The sequence below is a fragment of the Globicatella sanguinis NBRC 15551 genome, from assembly GCF_001552295.1.
GTDB lineage: Bacteria > Bacillota > Bacilli > Lactobacillales > Aerococcaceae > Globicatella > Globicatella sanguinis.
Window position 1 is genome coordinate 1 of sequence record NZ_BCQX01000038.1, and the last position, 19,136, is coordinate 19,136.

Below are 19,136 nucleotides of genomic sequence, written 5' to 3' on the forward strand. Positions count from 1 at the left end.
CTATCCAAGTTAACTAAATTTTTCAAGTTTATGCTTAGCCTCCTTATTCAATCGTGATTCTTTTTTTAGTTGTTCTTCATTTCTAGTGTGGTTACTGTTATAATAAAGAATGTTAACTCAATACAATAATGAAATTTATCCATATTATCCTTGAAAGGAGATTTTTGATGTCTAAAAAATCTATCGATACGATTTCTGATCAAATTGAATCCATCTTAACCTCGATTATTCATGATGAAGATGTATCAGAAAAAAATATTCATCAAATTGATGAGACCACTATTCAAATCAATGAACAAATTTATCATGTCGCTACCAATTATCGCGAAGGCTTTGATTTTGGTGCTTTTGAAGCGAGGTATCAAGAGTATTTTGAACGTTTTGATTTTATTGTAGGTGATTGGGGCTTTGAACAATTACGTTTAAGGGGTTTTTATCAAATTAATCGTCGTAAGGTGCCACGTGAACAAATCATTGATTACTTAGATGATTATTTAAAAGAATATTGTAATTTCGGTTGCCGTTATTTTGTTTTAGCAAAAGAAGAAGCATTGGTTAAATACAATCAATTACGAGAACGAATTAGCCAGGCTAAGCCACAGTCGAAACGACCTACAAAAAATCCTATTAATACGATTCATCAAAAACAACAAAATTCATTGACAACGAATAATGAGAAAACCAAACGGAAATCACGCCATAAACGTCATAACCAACGTGAACAAAATCAAGCTTTTCAAATTAAGCAATTAGGAAAGCAACATACATCACAAAACAAAAAAGCTGATTTTGAAGCCAATAAAGTGGTGAAATCAAAACAAAAACAAACTCATCGTACTAACAAACGAAATTTTATTATTAAACAACAACCTTAGAAGGAGCATTCAATGAAAAAGTATAAAGCTTATTTAATTGATTTAGATGGAACCGTATATTTTGGAAAAAGACGAATTCCAACGGCAGAAGCCTTTATTAAACAGTTGCATGAAAAAGAGATACCCTATTTATTTATGACGAATAATGCAACGAAAACGCCGGAAGAAGTGGCCTTAAATTTACAAAATAATTATCATTTACCAGCTGAACCAAAAAATGTTTATACTTCGTCATTAGCTTTAATTGATTATTTAAATGCACATCATCTAGGACAAACAGTCCATGTAGTGGGCGAGCCTTCCTTTAAAAAATTGATTGAAGATGCCGGCTATCAGATTGATCAAACAGAAAATGCGCAAGTGGTAGTGCAAGCACTTAATCGTGAAGTAACCTATCATGAACTAGCAACAGCCGCTAATGCTATTCGCCAAGGCGCTCCATTTATTGTGACCAATACCGATCGTCGTATTCCAACAGAAAATGGTATGATGCCGAGTTCAGGTGCGTTAACTGCTTTTATCCAACATACGACGGAAGTAGAGCCGATTATTATGGGGAAACCACATCGTCCTATTTTAGAAGGCTGCCTACACCGATTAGGTCTGACAATCGATGAAGTGTTAATGGTAGGAGATAATTACGAAACCGACATTCGTGTTGGGATTGATAATGGAATGGACACACTGTTGGTATTAACAGGTGTGACTCATCCGGAAGATGTTGCCAATTTACCGATTCCACCTACCTATGTGGTGGAAGATTTATCGCAATGGGAGCTTTAATATGATTCAATTCAAACAATTCATGCGCGTGTTGTTGATGATTGTTGCATTTATAAGTTTGGCAATTTCGATTGTCATCTTATCAGGCGGGCTGATTTATCGTGGCTATTTAAGTTTTGTTGATTTAGCTACGCCAGTCGGATTAACCAAAACACAATTATTAGTGAATATCGAACATATGATGGACTTTTTAATTCTACCTCAAGTTAAAACCCTTAATTTTCCTGATTTTTCGAGTTCCGCTGCTGGTATCCAACATTTTGTTGAAGTGAAATATTTAATGCAAGCTAATTTTGTTTTGACTATTTGTGGCTTGATATTTTTAGGATGGAATTATCAGTCTACTAACAAATTAGGTGTCAAAAAATTGCAATATCAACTCTCTAAATTAGCGGTTTATTTTCCGCTTCTTTTACTTTTTTTAATGGTCATTGCCTTTGATCAAATCTTTTTGTTATTCCATCAAGTTTTTTTCCGAAACGATTTATGGTTATTTGACCCTTTAGTCGATCCAATTATCTTAGTCTTACCAGAAAATCTATTTTTAATTTATTTTGTCAGTGTCATTATTTTATATGAATTATTATTAGCGATTTATCGACGCATTATGAAATAGGAGGAATGACCATGTTAAATGTCGGCACCATTGGTACTTCTTGGATTACCGAACAATTTATTCAAGCTCTAAAATTGACGAGACGATATCATATTAAGGGAATCTATTCTCGTAATGCCAAAAATGCCCGTGATATTGCTAAGTTTTATCAAGCTGATTATTATTGTGATCAATTAAATAATTTATTATATGATCCCACCATTGATGTTATTTATGTTGCGAGTCCTAATAGTTTGCACTTTCAGTACGCGAAAGAAGCGATTCGTGCTGGGAAACATGTGATTGTTGAAAAACCGGCCTTTGCTTCGGTTAGTGAATGGTATCAAATCCATCAATATGCTGAACAGCAAGGAGTTAAAGTATTTGAGGCAGCGGTACACTACCACAATCGCAATTATCGACGTTTAAGACAATTAGTTCGAAATTTACAAAAGGGACATTCACAACCATTTTTAGGGGCTAATTTTAATATTGGTCAATATTCTTCTCGTTATGAACAATATATTCAAGCGATGGCGGGTCAAGAAGAGCAACCAAATATTTTTAATCCAAAATTTGCGGGTGGTACTTTAATGGACATTGGTGTTTATCCATTATATGTAGCCTTGGATTTATTCGGTATGCCTGATAGCGTCAGTTACCATACCGTTAAAGGTCCAAATCAAATTGACTTATTTGGTAATGCGATTTTAAAATATAAACATTCTCAAGTAAATATCTTTATGTCTAAAGGCGTTCATTCGATTATGCCATCTGAGATTTACTTCGATGATGAAACAGTGGTGATTGAGGGCATTACTCGGATTGCGAGTGTTAAATTAATTAATAAAGCGGGACAAGAGGCTAAAGTAATCGATTATCGCCCAGAAAATGTTATGTACGATGAACTAATTGCTTTTGCAGAAGTATTGACAGATCCCGATAATATTCAGCAAAAAGTTCGTTATGAAGACTGGAAGCAGATGAGTTTACAAGTTGCACAAGTCATGGAACAATTAAGAAAATCAGCCAATCTAAAATTTAATTAAGGAGTCAATATGGCAAATTTTATTCAAGAACCTTTTAAAAAGATATGGGACCAGCAGGGTTTCGAGCAAATGAGTCCCATACAAGAAGCGTTGTATCCCATCATTCAAAGTGGTGAATCGGTGATAGCTGTTTCACCAACGGGAACAGGTAAGACATTAGCCTATCTGTTACCATTATTAGCGCAAGTTGAAAAAAATAATACTTTGCAATTAATAGTCTTAGCGCCATCACAAGAATTAGTTAAGCAAATTGGAGAGGTAGCTGAACTTTGGGGGCGAGCCAAAGAACTTGAAGTCCTAACAATTCTGGGTAGTGCCAATATGCAACGCCAAATTAATGCCCTGAAAGACAAACCGGAAGTCATTGTGGCTTCTCCTGGTCGTTTATATGAGTTAAGCGAGCAATCGCGTAAATTAAAACTTCATTTAGTCAAAGCCATCGTTTATGATGAAGCCGATTACTTATATGAAGATGAGCAAGCCATTACCATTGAAAAGTTTACTAATAAATTAATGCGTGATGTGCAAAAAGTTTGGGTTTCAGCTACTTTTGGTCCAGCGCTAGTTAAGGTGGCAGTCGAGATGGGAGAAAGTGTTCGAGTCGTAAACGTAGACCATCAGTCATTAGATAATATCGAACATTTTGGTTTGATTGTGCAAAATCGTCAAAAGATTCAATATTTAAAACGCCTTTCACATGTTGAGGGAATGCAAGCCATTGTCTTTTTTGAGCAAGTTAATGAAGTGGATCAAGTGGCAGCTAAATTAATTTATGATGGTCTTAATGTTGTATCGTTACATGGTCAATTATCAAAATTAGAGCGTGAACATGCTATTAATGCTTTTAGAGAAGGCAAAGCTACTTATTTATTGACAACCGATGTGTCAGCACGAGGTCTTGATATAGCAGACTTACCGTTTGTGATTCACTATAATCGCGTCAATGATGCTCGAACATACTTGCACCGTTCTGGTAGAACCGGTCGCATGGGTAATAAAGGAACCGTCTTATCATTATTAAATGAGCAAGAGTTCAGGGATTTAGCTCATATACTAATGAATGAAGGGGTTAACTTACAAGAACGCGCTTATTATCAAGGAAAACTCGTGACGATTGAAGAACGTGATGCGTTACGATTAGCGAATATTGAAGTTGAAAAAGAGCAAAGTATTAAACGCAAGGCGCAAGCAAAAAGTAGAGCCAATCAACCGAAATCTAAGAAAAAAGTTGTGAAGAAGAAAAATCGTTTACGTGACACTAAAAATAAAGGCAAACGTCGTGGCAAATAATCAATCAATTCATACGGCTTCTTACATCACTATTTAATGCCATTTAATCGATTAGGCATAACCCTACAAAAGAGAGAACTTAAAGTATAAATAGTAAAAAATAGGTAACAATAATAAAAGCTCATTGAAACCCAATTAACAGATTTTTTAATCCATATCGATATGGGGAGAATTTTGATTAAGCTCTAATTATAATCAAATTTCTTCTCTTATTTGTTTTTAAAAGATATAATTGAGATATTGTGAGTGATAGATTATAATATAATGAGTAAATATATCGGAGGGGTATCATGACTGAAAATAAATTAATTTTGACACTATTTGGCGCGACTGGAGATTTGGCGTCGCGTAAATTATATCCCGCAATTTATCGACTATACAAGAATGGTCATCTTTCGAAACAATTTGCCTTGATAGGAACCGGAAGAACTAAGTGGAGCCACGAGGATATGCGTCAAACTGTTAGACAAAGTGTCGCAAAAGAAGTAGAAGATGCAACACATTTGGAAGAATTCTTAACGCATATCTATTATTTATCCCATGATGTGAATGATAAAGCACATTATCAAAATTTAAAAGCTTTTCAAGCAGAGCTTGATCAACAATACCAAACCGATGGGAACCGTATTTTCTATATTTCATTATCACCTGCATTATTCCCAACCATTACCTTACATTTAAAAACGGAAGGCTTGATTACGGAAAATGGGTATAATCGCTTAATAATTGAAAAACCATTTGGACATGATACCGAGTCAGCGCAAGAACTCCAACTAAAATTAAATCAAGCATTTGATGAAGACCAAATTTTCCGTATTGACCATTATTTAGGCAAAGAAATGGTACAAGCGATTCGCAATATTCGTTTTGACAACCGTCTTTTCAGCGATATTTGGAATAATAAGGGAATTGATCATTTCCAAATTAGTTTGTTAGAAGAGGTTGGAGTTGAAGACCGTGGGGAATATTATGATCACTCAGGGGCAACTCGTGATATGATTCAAAATCATGCTTTACAATTATTGGCTTTGTTAGCGATGGATGCACCTAAAGATAATTCGGCAGAAGCGATTCAAGAAGAGAAAATTAAAATACTTGCATCACTTCATTTACCGAAGACAACCGAAGAAGTTAAAGCCAATTTTGTTCGCGGACAATATGGTTCTGCCGCGGATTTTAAAGGGTACCGTGAGGAAGAGAATGTGGCCAGTGATTCCAATACTGAAACCTATTTAGCAGCGAAAGTTGAAGTGGATTTACCTCAATGGGAGGGTGTACCATTTTTCGTAAGAACAGGAAAACGTGTCAATTCTAAATCGACTTTAATTGATGTTCAATTTAAACCGACGATGGAAGGTATTGCCGGAAATCATTTAAGAATTGAAATTGCTCCGCGAACAGGTTATCGTTTATTAGTTAACCAAAAGGTATTTGGCTATTCACATGATACTTATAGCATTCCGTTTGAATATTATTATACAGATGAACAATTAGCACAAACACCGCAAGATTATGAGCGTCTAATTTTTGAATGTATTTTAGGCGACAAGAGTCACTTTGCCCATTACTTAGAAGTGGAACACGCTTGGAAATATATCGATAATTTATTTAGTCACTGGCAAAAGATAGAACCCGATTTCCCTAATTATGAAGCTGGCTCTAAAGGACCACAAGCAGCTGATGATTTATTAGCTAAACACCATATAGAATGGCATCAATAACAAAAAAAGACCGCTATTTAACCGAGAACAATCGGTTAAGTAGCGGTCAGTTTTACATGATCTATCTGCCAGTAAATAAGAAGTATAATATGATAATGGATCCTAAGATAATACGGTAATAACCGAAGGCTTTAAAGTCGTTTCGTTTAATATAATTAAGTAAGAATTTAATCGCAATAACGGAAACAATAAATGCGACAAACATTCCGACACCTAAATAAATTAATTCTGCTTGGCTAAAGATAAAACCAAATTTTAGCAGTTTTTTCAAGCTTGCTCCAAACATAATTGGAATACTCATATAAAAAGAAAATTCAGTGGCGATAAAACGAGAAGTGCCAAGTAACAATGCCCCTAAGATGGTAGAACCCGAACGAGAGGTTCCCGGAATAATGGCTAATGCTTGGAAACAACCGATTAAAAAGGCGTCTTTAAAGGTTAATGTTTGGAAAGTATTAATCTCATGAGAGTGACGACTCTTTTGACGTGTTTCTATCCAAATAAAGGCAAAACCATAAACAATTAACATAGCGGCAACGACTAAAGGTTTATTAAAATACAACTCCATATAATCATCTAAAACAAGTCCAAATAGGACAGCTGGAATACTCGCCACCGCGACTTTAAACCAGATAAACCAAGTGTCCTTACGTTCTTGTGCGGATTTTTTAAATGAAAAAGGATTTAACTTATTAAAGTAAAGTAAGACTACCGCCATAATCGATCCAAGTTGTACTAAGACAAAAAATAATTCCTTAAATTCAGGACTAGAAGTCAGTGAGAAAAACTCTTCAATAATAATCATATGACCTGTACTACTAATCGGTAACCATTCCGTAATTCCTTGAACTATACTCAAGATTAAAATACGGATTAATTCTAAAATATCAATATTAAAATTCATAAATTTTTTAACCTCGCTTTCATACCTATTATATTATACACTTATTTGAAAAAATTAGCGATTATTTTTTTACTACTATGATTTGGTATGTTATAATATAGCTACTATACTATGATAGGAGCTAATATAAATGTTTGGATTTTTCAAGAAAAAACAACAAGAAAAAGAACCTGTAATTAAAGAAATAAAATTATATGCACCAGCTGATGGTGAGTTAATCAATATTGAACAAGTAAACGATGTCGTTTTTGCTCAAAAAATGATGGGGGACGGTTTTGCTGTCCTTCCAACGAATGGCTCAATTTCATCACCAGTAGAAGGAACAATTGTCAATGTCTTCCCGACTCAACATGCAGTAGGATTTAAAGCGGGTGAGTTAGAAGTTTTATTACATATGGGCATTGATACTGTTTCGTTAAATGGTGAACCATTTGAAACAAATGTAAATGAAAATGACAAAGTTACCGCTGCAAGTAAAGTATCTGAAGTGGATTTAGATGCTTTAGCAAATGAAGGTAAAGATAATGCGATGATCGTTATCTTTACCAATGGTTCAGAAGTGATTGAAGAGTATAAAATCACAGCATCAGGTAATGTGACCAAAGGCCAAGAAATTGGTTATATTACTTTAAAATAATCATATAATAAGAGTGTAGAGTCCCGAGAGGGGCTCTTTTTTTACTCTTAAAATGATTTAACGATAATTATTTGACTTTCTACTACTTGCTGCTCCTTGTTTTTGATGGTATTAAAATAACGAAGAAAAACGTATCTACTGTTCTAATACTTGTTTCTGATGGTTTAAAATTAGAGCAATAGCATCTTAGGTTTTACTTGTTAATTGCTCGTTGCTTTTGGTTGTGTAAGAACCGACGAAGTGAAAAGTATCTGCTTTTCATGACATTTTTGAGAACACTCAACTCAAATCGTATGTTACTAAATAAAGTATAAGACCGGGCAGAAACTTATGCGTTTCTGCCCAGTCTTATTTTGGGGATTGGTTTGTAGCTGATAAACCAATAGTTTAATTATCTTATATTTAAGCTTTTTCTAAATGCCAAATATCTTCGTTGTAATCATTGATTGTACGGTCAGAAGAGAAGTAGCCAGCTTTAGCAATATTCACTAATGAGCGACGTAACCAATTTTCACGATCTTCGTATTCTGCATATAATTCTTCTTTAGCATCGATGAATTCTTCTAAGTCGATTAAGGTCATGAACCAGTCTTTATTGATTAATTCATTGTGTAAACGAGTTAAGCGTTCTTCATTACCGATTGCCATCATTTCATCACTTACAATGAAATCAACTAAAGGTTTGATTGTTTCACGCTCATAGTAGTCTTTAGCAACATATCCATTAGTTTCATATAATTCGATGATTTCATCACTTAATTTACCAAAGATTTTAATGTTTTCATCACCAACTAATTCATGAATTTCAACGTTAGCACCGTCCATTGTTCCTAAGGTTAATGCACCGTTTAACATGAATTTCATATTACCAGTACCTGAAGCTTCTTTAGAAGCCAATGAGATTTGTTCTGAAATGTTTGCTGCAGGAATTAAGTACGTAGCCGCTGTTACATTATAGTTTTCAATCATTACGACTTGTAAGTGAGGGCTCACATCTGGGTCATTAGCAATGATTTCAGATAAGTTTAAGATTAAGTGAATCACATCTTGTGCAATTGTATAAGCTGGTGCTGCTTTACCACCAAAAATGATTGTAATTGGTGTAGCAGGAATTTCACCGTTTTTAATTGCAAAATATTTATGAATAATATATAAAGCTAACATTTGTTGACGTTTATATTCGTGAATTCTCTTAATTTGAACATCAATAATAGAGTGGTTGTTAATTTCAACACCTTGTGTTTTTCTTAGACTTTCTTGTAATTTCTTCTTGTTATCATGTTTGATATCATTTAAAGCTTTGATGACATTTTCGTCATCAATGTGATCTAATAATGCAGTTAAATCACTGTTATTACGCCATTCAGAACCAATCGTATTATCTAATAATTTTGCTAATTCAGGGTTAGCATCCATAATCCAACGACGGAAGGTAATACCATTCGTTTTGTTATTGAATTTTTCTGGATAGATATCATAGAAATGCTTTAATTCTGAAGCTTTTAAGATTTCAGTATGTAAGGCAGCAACCCCGTTAACACTGTATCCAAAGTGAATCGCAATATGAGCCATATGCACACGGTTTTGTTTATCGATAATTGCGACTGCTTCATTACCAGGATATTCTGCTTCAACCACTTCAGCTAATTGATGAATAATTGGTAATAATTGTGGTGCTACTTCTTCAATATCAGATAATGGCCATTTTTCTAATGCCTCTGCTAAAATTGTATGGTTAGTATAAGCTGTCATCGAACGAACGATTTTCACCGCTTCATCAAATTCAATACCACGTTCACCTAATAAACGGATTAATTCAGGAATAACAAAAGCAGGGTGAGTATCGTTGATTTGAATAATCGCATAGTCTGCTAAGTCATGTAAGTTACTTCCTTTAGCGATTGCTTCATCTAAAACTAATTGCGCACCATTTGATACCATGAAATATTGTTGGTAAATACGTAATAATTCTCCTGCATGATCAGAATCATCTGGATATAAGAATAAAGTTAAGTTTTCTAAAATATTACCTTTATCAAAGTTAATACCATCAGTAATAATTTCTGAGTTAACAGAATCTAAGTCGAATAAACGTAAACGGTTTTTCTTCTCTTGTTTGTAACCAGGAACATCAATATCGTAAAGTGTTGATTTTAATTCAAAATCTTTGAATGGCACAACATAAGAATGTTCTGAGCGGATTACCCAATCGTCGCCATCTAACCATGGATCTGGAATAGCAGTTTGTTGATTGTCTTTAAATACTTGACGGAATAAACCGTAATGATAGTTTAAACCAACACCATCACCGTTTAATCCTAATGTTGCGATTGAGTCAACGAAACAAGCAGCTAAACGTCCTAAACCACCGTTTCCTAATGATGGTTCATTTTCTGCTTGCTCGATGTCCATCATATTTTTGCCCGCAGCGGTTAAATCTGCTTGTACTTCATCATATAGACCTAAGTTTAATAAGTTGTTACTTAATAATTTACCAATTAAAAACTCAGCTGAGAAATAGTATAATTTTTTCTTTGTGTCATTGGTTGGTTGATCTTTTGATTTGTCACGAACAAGATGTAATAAAACCTTATATAATTCTTGTTCAGTACACTCAGCAACAGTCTTATTGAAAAGTTTGTTTGTATAATTTGATAATAAAGTCATTTGTTTTCTCCTTTTAAAATGTAAATTAGATATGTTATTAAAACTATGGTAATTTAACAAAATATTGAATAGTAGAAAATTGTCGATTTCCAAATGAACTAAATTTATTTGTTAGTTTTAGTCTTTGGTTTAGCAGCAACTTTTTTAGTTGATTTACTTTTTTCTTTTTCTTTTTGAGCAGCTTTAGCTTTTTCTGCTTCTTTTTTTACAATGTGTTGGTTTGCTCTGAAGTAGGTGACGGTGTAATCGGTCAACTTCGCTTCAATCGTTTCTGTAATAGCATCTTCTTTCATGCGCCATTTCCAGTTTTTACCAATGGTGGAAGGCTCATTCATACGTGCAGAATTATCTAAGTCTAATAAATCTTGCATCGTGAAGATAACATAATCACTTACTGAAGCTGATAATGTACGATTTAGAGCTTCGGCGATGGTTTCATCATCTTTACGATTAGAATATTTATCAGCATTATGACGGATATATTCAGGAACTGATTGATACCAACCTGTAATGGTTTCATTATCATGAGTTCCTAAGTAACTAATCGTATTACGCACATAGTTATGTGGTAATTCCATAGAGTCTGTACCATCAAAACCAAATTGTAAGATTTTCATTCCTGGGAAACCAGTTGCATCGCGCATATCAATTACTTCTTGGGTTAAGAACCCTAAGTCTTCAGCGATAATATTTAAATCGCCTAATTCTTTTTTGATTTGCTTGAATAATTTAACATCTGGACCTTTTTCCCAACGGCCATCAGCAGCAGTAGGGGAGCCAAAAGGTACAGCCCAATAAGATTCAAAACCTCGGAAGTGGTCAATACGAACCATATCATAAATTTTAAAACTTTCTTTCATACGCAGAATCCACCAAGAATATTTATCTTTCTCCATATATTCCCAGTCATAAATTGGGTTCCCCCAATATTGACCGTCATCAGAGAAGTTATCCGGTGGCGTACCTGCAACAACAATCGGCATTTTGAATTCATCTACTTTAAATAGTTTTGAATTCGTCCACATTTCAACAGAGTCAGCTGAAACATAGATTGGCATATCACCAATGATTTGAATATCATTTTCATTAGCATAAGCTTTTAATTGTAACCATTGAGTGAAGAAGAAATATTGGGTTACTTTATGAAACTCAATTTCTTTCACCAATTTTTTACGGTATTCATTTAATGCTTTTTTATCGCGTAAACGAATATCCTCATCCCATTCGGTCCAAGAAACTAAACCGAAATCTTCTTTGATTGCCATATACTCTGCATAGTCTTCTAACCAATGTGCATTTTCGGCAACGAATTGTGTGTATCCTTCTAATTTGCCTCGTTTTAAAAAGTTTGCGACAGCTTTTTCGAGAATAGGACGGCGGTTAATGAATATAGTGCCGTAGTCCACATTTTCTGGATCGTCACCAAAATCAACTTTTTCATAATCAGCTGGTTCTAAGAGACCTTCTTTACTTAATAGTTCAAAATCAATAAAGTGAGGGTTCCCAGCGATAGCTGAAAATGATTGATAGGGTGAATCACCATAACTAGTTGTACCTAAAGGAAGAATCTGCCAATAGGTTTGTTTGGTACGAACTAGGAAATCAACAAAGTCATAAGCTGATTGCCCAAATGTACCGATACCAAATTTATTTGGTAATGATGATATATGCATTAAGACGCCACTTGATCGGGCCATAACACGACCTCCTTTAATTTTGTTGTCGCATTCATTATATAAGGAATAAAAAATACTTACAAATGATTTTGGCCTTTTTCTAAATTCTGTTACCGGATAACAGTCTCAAAAGGCGATGATAGCAAGGTTTTCAATTTTGAGGAACTGACGAAAGATGACATGAAAGTTAGTCATTAATTGCCAAAAAGATGTTTTTATATCAATATTTTTATATCCTAATTATAACAAAAAAATATTTACTTAACCCCTTTCAAAGTTTGTTTTATAGAAAATTAAGTGGTAAACTAGTTATGGATTTGTGTCATTTTCGAGAAGATAAATGTCAACAAAATTTTATTGACAACAGTCAATTACCAAAAAAAGGAGGGTCACTCTTGGATGAAACGATTGTGTTTGAACTATTAGGTATTTCTTTTGGGTTGAACACTTTTTTAGCTATTTTAGCAACTGTCGCTATCGTCACAGTGCTTTGTGTTTGGACTTCACATAATTTATCGGTGGATAAACCAAATAAGCCTCAACTATTAATGGAAACGATTATTGAATTTGTTCGAGGCGTAGTAGGGGGAGCAATCGATGATAAAGGAGCACAAAATTATCAATTATTAGGATTGACATTATTGTTATTTATTTTTACCTCTAATATGATAGGTTTACCTTTAATATTACATGTGGGTGAATTATCACTTTGGAGAAGTCCGACAGCCGATCCAATTGTGTGTTTATCGATAGCACTTTTAATGATTTTGTTATCTCATTTCCTAGGGATTACAGAACAAGGAATGAAGGGGTATGTGGTGAATGGCTATTTAGAACCTTCAGCATTTTTATTCCCAATAAAATTAGTTGAAGAGTTTACTAATGCTTTGACATTAGCACTTCGTCTATATGGTAATATTTTCGCTGGGGAAGTTTTATTAGGTTTAATTGCTAATTTAGCCAATGCTAAAGGTGTCTTTACATGGGTAATAGGATTACCATTACAAATGGTATGGCAAGGATTTTCAGTATTTATAGGTGCCATTCAATCTTATATATTTGTAACCTTAACAATGGTATATTTGTCGCATAAAGTTGAAAAAGAAGAAATATAGTTTTTAAAGATAAGGAGAATATAAAATATGAACGCTATTGCTGCTGCTATTGCTGTTGCGATTGCTGCTCTTTCTGCATCAATTGGTAATGGTATGGTTATTTCAAAAACAATCGAATCAATTGCACGTCAACCAGAATTAGAAGGTAAATTACGTATGACCATGTTCCTTGGAGTAGGGTTAATTGAAGCGGTGCCGATTATGGCCGTGGTTATCGCCTTTATTTTAGTTTTCAGATAATTAAACTAATTAAGCTGACGATACTAAATGAAGGAGGATTAAAATGTTAATTGTATATGCATCAAGTGGAAACACCGCATTAGGCAATACGATCGTTACGATGATTGCGTTTGTCGCTTTACTGATGATTATTAAGAAATTCACTTGGGAACCTTTTATGTCGATGTTAGCACAACGTCGTCAAATTATTGAAGGAGATTTAGCACAAGCAGCTGAAGAAAAAGCTACGAGTACTAAAGCTAAAGAAGATGCTCAACAAGCATTAAAAGATGCACGTGCGGAAGCTAATCAAATTATCTTAGCAGCTAAAAAACAAAGCTTACAAATTCAAGATAATATGATTAAAGAAGCAAAAGAGGAGATAGCACGTCTTCATGAATCTGCTAATCAAGAAATTGAACAAGATCGTGAACGCATCTTAAATGAAATTAAAAATGAAGTATCTGATATTGCTATTGAAATTGCAGAGAAAATTTTACGCCGTGAAATTAAAGAAGAAGATTACCATAAATTGGTCGATGATTTCATTGCAGGAATGGATGATATAGCATGATGAGTGAAAATGAAACTTTAAATCAAACAAGTGTTAATGAATCGTTAAAGGTTAATAAAAAAGTTAAAAACGAAGAAGATGCTTTATTAAAAAAAATCAATCAAGAACGTATTCGTGATTCGATTCAAAAATGGAACGATGATAATCCTGATGCGAATCGTGAGCATTTTGAAGATGAACTTTTAGGAAAAATCATGTTAAACATGATGCATGATGAAGGAGATTCTCTTAACAAAGAACAAAATCAAAGTGAAATGTTAATGATTACCTCTGCGGTTCCTTTAACTGACGAGGAAAAAGAACGCATTGTGCGTAAATTTTTAGATATTACCAAAAAGCCATTACGTCGTATTACGACAGTCGTCGATCCAAGTTTAATTGCGGGTGTCCGTATTCAAAGTGAAAGTTACTATTATGAAGTAACGGGTAAAAAGACTTTAAAAGAATTACGACGTCATTTAGATCGTAATTGGCATTATTAGGAGGGATTGAAATGAGTTTAGAAAGATTAGATGAACGTCTTCGTCAACAAATTCGTCAATTCCACAGTGAAGAATTAATTGAAGAAATTGGAACAGTTTCTTACATTGGGGATGGGATTGCCCGTGCTTATGGATTAGAAAATGTCATGGTCGGAGAAATGGTTGAATTTGCTAATGGAACAATTGGGATGGTTCAAAACTTAGAAACCAAAGATGTCGGGATTATTATTTTTGGTGAGTATGTGAATATTCACGAAGGTGATTTAGTCCGTCGTTTACATAAAATTATGGAAGTACCGGTAGGAAATGGCCTATTAGGTCGTGTGATTAATCCTCTAGGTGAAGCGATTGACGGTATTGGTGAAATTGACTATAAAAAAACAAGACCTGTTGAAGCAGATGCGCCAGGAATTATGGAACGTCAAAGTGTTAATGAACCATTGCAAACAGGTATTAAAGCCATTGACTCTTTAGTACCAATCGGACGTGGACAACGTGAGTTAATTATCGGGGATCGTAAGACCGGTAAAACATCTTTAGCAATTGATACGATTTTAAATCAAAAAGGACAAGATGTTATTTGTATTTATGTCGCGATTGGTCAAAAAGAATCAACTGTAAAAAACATCGTGACGACATTGCAAGCACATGGTGCGATGGACTATTCAATTGTAATGAGTGCAAGTGCTTCACAACCGGCGCCATTACTTTATTTAGCACCATACTCTGCAACGGCAATGGCCGAAGAATTTATGTATGAAGGCAAGCATGTTTTAATTATTTACGATGATTTATCTAAACAAGCAGCAGCTTATCGGGAAATGAGTTTATTATTAAAACGTCCACCAGGTCGTGAAGCTTACCCTGGAGATGTTTTCTATTTACATTCTCGTTTATTAGAGCGTTCTGCAAAATTATCTGATAAGTTAGGTGGAGGTTCGATTACTTCACTGCCAATTGTTGAAACGCAAGCAGGAGATATTTCGGCCTATATTCCAACGAATGTCATCTCCATTACCGATGGACAAATATTCTTGGAAAGTGATTTATTCCACTCTGGTGTCAGACCCGCAATTAATGCCGGTTTATCGGTATCGCGTGTGGGTGGATCGGCACAATTAAAACCAATGAAACAAGTGTCCGGTACTTTACGAATTGATTTAGCTAGTTACCGTGAATTAGAAGCCTTTACACAATTCGGTTCAGACTTAGATGCTTTAACACAACAAAAATTAAATCGCGGACGTAGAACGGTTGAAGTGTTAAAACAACCTTTACATAAACCAGTAAGTGTTGAAAAACAAATCATTTTATTCTACGCCTTAAATCATGGCTATCTTGATAGTGTTGGGATTGATAAACTAAAAGAGTATGAACAATCACTCTATAATTTCTTAGAAGAACGTTATGATGTTGTTTTACGTGATATTAGTCGCAACCATCGAATGCCTGAAGAAGATTTATTACAAACCATTTTAGAAGAACATTCTCAAATAGCACAATAGATTTAGAAAGAGGTAGTGGTATGTCATTAAACCAAATAAAAAAAAGAATCGACTCCACTCGCAAAACAGCTCAAATTACCAAAGCGATGCAGATGGTTTCTGCTTCTAAATATAATAAAATGGTGCAAACTTCGAGTCGTTATTTTACTTATGGCCAAAAACTAAAGAAAATGGTTGCCCGTTTAGGTAAACAACAATTTGATTTATTAGATGATGGTGTACCGATGGATGTCAATGAAGTAAAAGATATTGATTTTCATGATATGTTAATTGAAAGACCGATTAAGAAAACCGGTTATTTAATTATTACATCAGATAAAGGTTTAGCAGGTGGCTACAATCATTCGATTTTAAAAGCAACCGAAACGATGTTAAAACAAGACCATCAAGATAAAAGCGAAGTGGTAGTGTTAGCAATAGGGGAACCGATCGCAAAATTTTGTCGCGATGAAGGGTATGAAGTCGCTTATGAAATTCATAATTTAACCGATCACCCTAGCTTTTTTGAAGTGTCGAAGATTGTAAAAAAAGCGGTCGAACTATTTAAAGAACAAGTCTTTGATGCCTTATATGTTTGTTATAACCATCATATTAATCCAATGACTTCTCAATTTCGTGCTGAACAAATTTTACCCATTACCGATTTAGAGTTAGAGGAAGAATTAGAAAATACCGAAACAGAAGTTGAGTTTTTAATTGAACCTTCTGAAAGCGAACTACTAGATGTATTATTGCCTCAATATGCTGAAAGTCAAATATATGGTGCAATTATTGATGCAAAAACATCTGAACATGCTAGTCGTATGAGTGCGATGCGTAGTGCGACGGATAATGCAGAGGAAATGATTGAAAATTTAAAACAACAATATAATCAAAAAAGACAATTAAAAGTAACGAATGAAATTATTGAAATAATTAGCGGTGCACAAGCACTGAATGATTAGAAGGAGGAATGTTGTACATGCGAATTGGTCGTATTGAACAAGTTATTGGACCCGTAGTCGATGTCACTTTCCCAATTGAAAATGGTGGTCCTGACATTCATAATGCATTAATTGTAACGAACGCTGATATGGCGGATGTAATGCAAGAAAATATTTCGGATGAAGAAAAATTATTAACCTTAGAAGTTGCACTGGATTTAGGTCATGGAATGGTCCGGACAATTGCGATGGAATCAACCGATGGTTTGGAACGCGGCATGACAGTTGTGGATTATTTAACACCGATTAAAGTGCCAGTAGGCGAAGCCACTTTAGGTAGAGTATTCAATGTTTTAGGTGAGACAATTGATGAACTAGAACCGGTTGGCGACGATGTTGAACTCAAAAGTATTCATCGTGAAGCCCCTAAATATGAGGACTTAGATAATAGTTTTCATGTTTTAGAAACCGGAATTAAGGTCATCGATTTATTAGCTCCTTATATTAAAGGGGGAAAAATCGGTTTATTCGGTGGTGCCGGAGTGGGTAAAACGGTCTTAATTCAAGAATTAATTCATAATATTGCAGAACAATTAGGAGGTATCTCAGTTTTCACTGGGGTTGGAGAACGTACCCGTGAAGGGAATGACCTCGTTTTTGAAATGCGAGAGTCAGGTGTAAGCAAGAAGACGGCCATGGTTTTCGGTCAAATGAATGAACCACCTGGAGCACGTATGCGTGTTGTCTTAACAGGACTTACAATGGCGGAATATTTCCGTGACGAATTGAAACAAGACGTCTTATTATTTATTGATAATATTTATCGTTTTACTCAAGCAGGTTCCGAAGTGTCAGCCTTATTAGGTCGTATGCCTTCAGCAGTAGGGTATCAACCAACTTTAGCAAGTGAAATGGGACAAATGCAAGAACGTATTACGTCAACGAAGCACGGTTCCATTACATCGATTCAAGCGGTATATGTGCCAGCCGATGACTATACTGACCCTGCTCCTGCGACAACCTTTGCCCATCTAGATGCGACTACCAACTTAGAGCGCCATTTAGCAGAACAAGGGATTTACCCAGCTGTTGACCCATTGGCATCCACTTCAAGTGCTTTATCTGAAGAAATAGTGGGTCTGCGTCATTATGAAATTGCCCGTCAAGTGCAAACTGTTTTACAACGTTACCGTGAATTGCAAGATATCATTGCCATTTTAGGGATTGATGAATTATCAGATGATGAAAAAATTACGGTGAAAAGAGCCCGTCGTATTCAATATTTCTTATCGCAAAACTTCCATGTGGCTGAAGCTTTTACTGGTTTACCTGGATCTTTTGTCACTATTCAAGAAACACTAGATGGCTTCGAAGGTATTTTAAATGGTAAATACGATACTCTTCCAGAAGAAGCTTTCCGTAATGTTGGAAATATTGATCAAGTGATAGAAAAAGCGAAAAAATTAGGTGTAAGTCTACCGGAAGAATTAGAATAAGGAAGTGAATGAATTGGCAAATAATGAAAATACTAGTCGTCCATACATGACTGTGACCATTTCATCACCTGATGGTATTATCTATGAACACCATTCCTATAGTTGTAATGTAAAGACAACCCAAGGCGGATTAACCATTATGCCGAATCATATTCCTATTTTAACGCCACTAGTCATTTCGGCTGTTAAAGTAACACGAGTGGAAGATGGAGAACCTGTTGATTATATTGCGATTAATGGTGGCATCCTATCAATGGCGAACAATCAATTAGAGATTATTTCTAACTATGCTGTTCGTGCTCGTGACATTGATGAAGCAGCCGTTGAAATTCAAAAACAACAAGCTGAAGAAGATATGGCTGCCGCCTTAAGAGAGAAAGATTCTAGCAAATTTAAGCGTGCGAAAATTTCACTAGAAAGAGCTATCAATAAAATTGCCGTTAGTCAACATCGTCGTTTATAAGATGATGAGTTGCCAATAGTGCCTCTCTTCTTTTAAGGAACAAAGGTTGGTTAACATCTAAGGTGTTGATCTCTACTTAATACAACACAACGAAATAATAAAACCCTAGAAATTAGGGGGGACGGGCATAAACTTGATAAACTTACTTAAGATTATTGTTCG

Annotated in this window: 18 protein-coding genes; 15 read left to right on the forward strand and 3 right to left on the reverse strand. The window is 34.8% G+C overall.

Translation table 11 applies throughout. The annotated features are described in order from the left end of the window. The first annotated feature begins 167 nt into the window (after positions 1-167). The 6 genes from GSA01S_RS04640 to zwf all read left to right on the forward strand — a co-directional run bounded on the left by GSA01S_RS04640 (position 168) and on the right by zwf (position 6,313). The gene (locus GSA01S_RS04640; protein WP_066125317.1) at positions 168-875 is read left to right on the forward strand and encodes a YutD family protein; all 708 of its coding nucleotides are present in this window, start codon (positions 168-170) and stop codon (positions 873-875) included. Between the two features lie 12 nt (positions 876-887). Further along, positions 888-1,658: a TIGR01457 family HAD-type hydrolase gene (locus GSA01S_RS04645; RefSeq protein ID WP_066125319.1), complete on the forward strand. Its 771-nt coding sequence runs from the start codon at positions 888-890 to the stop codon at positions 1,656-1,658. A 1-nt stretch (position 1,659) separates the two neighbouring features. Further along, positions 1,660-2,274, forward strand: a complete 615-nt coding sequence (locus tag GSA01S_RS04650) for a TIGR01906 family membrane protein (RefSeq protein WP_066125321.1) — start codon at positions 1,660-1,662, stop codon at positions 2,272-2,274. An 11-nt stretch (positions 2,275-2,285) separates the two neighbouring features. Continuing rightward, positions 2,286-3,302 (forward strand): Gfo/Idh/MocA family protein, encoded by a 1,017-nt coding sequence (locus GSA01S_RS04655; RefSeq protein WP_066125323.1) that lies wholly within the window; start codon positions 2,286-2,288, stop codon positions 3,300-3,302. Positions 3,303-3,311: 9 nt separating this feature from the next. Then, positions 3,312-4,592, forward strand: coding sequence for a DEAD/DEAH box helicase (locus GSA01S_RS04660; RefSeq protein ID WP_066125325.1), 1,281 nt, complete (start codon positions 3,312-3,314; stop codon positions 4,590-4,592). Positions 4,593-4,882: 290 nt separating this feature from the next. Continuing rightward, the gene (zwf, locus tag GSA01S_RS04665; protein ID WP_066125326.1) at positions 4,883-6,313 is read left to right on the forward strand and encodes a glucose-6-phosphate dehydrogenase; all 1,431 of its coding nucleotides are present in this window, start codon (positions 4,883-4,885) and stop codon (positions 6,311-6,313) included. 61 nt (positions 6,314-6,374) lie between these two features. On the opposite strand, the gene GSA01S_RS04670 is transcribed toward zwf, so the two are convergent. Continuing rightward, on the reverse strand, positions 6,375-7,217 hold the full coding sequence (locus tag GSA01S_RS04670) for an undecaprenyl-diphosphate phosphatase (protein ID WP_174519396.1): 843 nt from the start codon (positions 7,215-7,217) through the stop codon (positions 6,375-6,377). A gap of 130 nt (positions 7,218-7,347) precedes the next feature. Between GSA01S_RS04670 and GSA01S_RS04675 the strand changes: the two genes are divergently transcribed. After that, complete coding sequence (locus GSA01S_RS04675; protein WP_066125327.1) at positions 7,348-7,854, forward strand: PTS sugar transporter subunit IIA; 507 nt, start codon at positions 7,348-7,350, stop codon at positions 7,852-7,854. Between the two features lie 402 nt (positions 7,855-8,256). Here the strand turns inward: GSA01S_RS04675 and GSA01S_RS04680 are convergent, their stop codons facing one another. Both GSA01S_RS04680 and malQ read right to left on the reverse strand, forming a co-directional pair. After that, the gene (locus GSA01S_RS04680; protein WP_066125329.1) at positions 8,257-10,521 is read right to left on the reverse strand and encodes a glycogen/starch/alpha-glucan phosphorylase; all 2,265 of its coding nucleotides are present in this window, start codon (positions 10,519-10,521) and stop codon (positions 8,257-8,259) included. Between the two features lie 104 nt (positions 10,522-10,625). Further along, entirely contained in the window at positions 10,626-12,218 is a 1,593-nt protein-coding gene (gene malQ / locus GSA01S_RS04685; protein ID WP_083513202.1) for a 4-alpha-glucanotransferase, read from the reverse strand. Between the two features lie 374 nt (positions 12,219-12,592). Here malQ and atpB point away from each other — a divergent pair, with 374 nt between their 5' ends. Genes atpB through atpC form a run of 8 tightly spaced genes read left to right on the forward strand, consistent with a single transcriptional unit; the run spans position 12,593 to position 18,974 of the window. Then, positions 12,593-13,312: a F0F1 ATP synthase subunit A gene (gene atpB, locus GSA01S_RS04690; RefSeq protein ID WP_066125331.1), complete on the forward strand. Its 720-nt coding sequence runs from the start codon at positions 12,593-12,595 to the stop codon at positions 13,310-13,312. A gap of 27 nt (positions 13,313-13,339) precedes the next feature. Next, on the forward strand, positions 13,340-13,552 hold the full coding sequence (gene atpE / locus GSA01S_RS04695; protein WP_066125333.1) for a F0F1 ATP synthase subunit C: 213 nt from the start codon (positions 13,340-13,342) through the stop codon (positions 13,550-13,552). 43 nt (positions 13,553-13,595) lie between these two features. Beyond that, positions 13,596-14,105 carry a F0F1 ATP synthase subunit B gene (atpF, locus tag GSA01S_RS04700; RefSeq protein ID WP_066125334.1) on the forward strand — a complete coding sequence of 170 codons (510 nt, stop codon included), beginning with the start codon at positions 13,596-13,598 and terminating at the stop codon, positions 14,103-14,105. Continuing rightward, complete coding sequence (locus tag GSA01S_RS04705; protein ID WP_169792671.1) at positions 14,105-14,587, forward strand: F0F1 ATP synthase subunit delta; 483 nt, start codon at positions 14,105-14,107, stop codon at positions 14,585-14,587. Before atpF ends, GSA01S_RS04705 begins: the two co-directional genes overlap by 1 nt. An 11-nt stretch (positions 14,588-14,598) precedes the next feature. Further along, complete coding sequence (atpA, locus tag GSA01S_RS04710; RefSeq protein ID WP_066125338.1) at positions 14,599-16,092, forward strand: F0F1 ATP synthase subunit alpha; 1,494 nt, start codon at positions 14,599-14,601, stop codon at positions 16,090-16,092. A 20-nt stretch (positions 16,093-16,112) separates the two neighbouring features. Continuing rightward, positions 16,113-17,036, forward strand: coding sequence for an ATP synthase F1 subunit gamma (gene atpG, locus GSA01S_RS04715; RefSeq protein ID WP_066125340.1), 924 nt, complete (start codon positions 16,113-16,115; stop codon positions 17,034-17,036). A 17-nt stretch (positions 17,037-17,053) separates the two neighbouring features. Further along, positions 17,054-18,511: a F0F1 ATP synthase subunit beta gene (atpD, locus tag GSA01S_RS04720; RefSeq protein WP_066125341.1), complete on the forward strand. Its 1,458-nt coding sequence runs from the start codon at positions 17,054-17,056 to the stop codon at positions 18,509-18,511. Positions 18,512-18,524: 13 nt separating this feature from the next. Further along, complete coding sequence (gene atpC / locus GSA01S_RS04725) at positions 18,525-18,974, forward strand: ATP synthase F1 subunit epsilon (RefSeq protein WP_245631274.1); 450 nt, start codon at positions 18,525-18,527, stop codon at positions 18,972-18,974. Positions 18,975-19,136 lie beyond the last annotated feature (162 nt).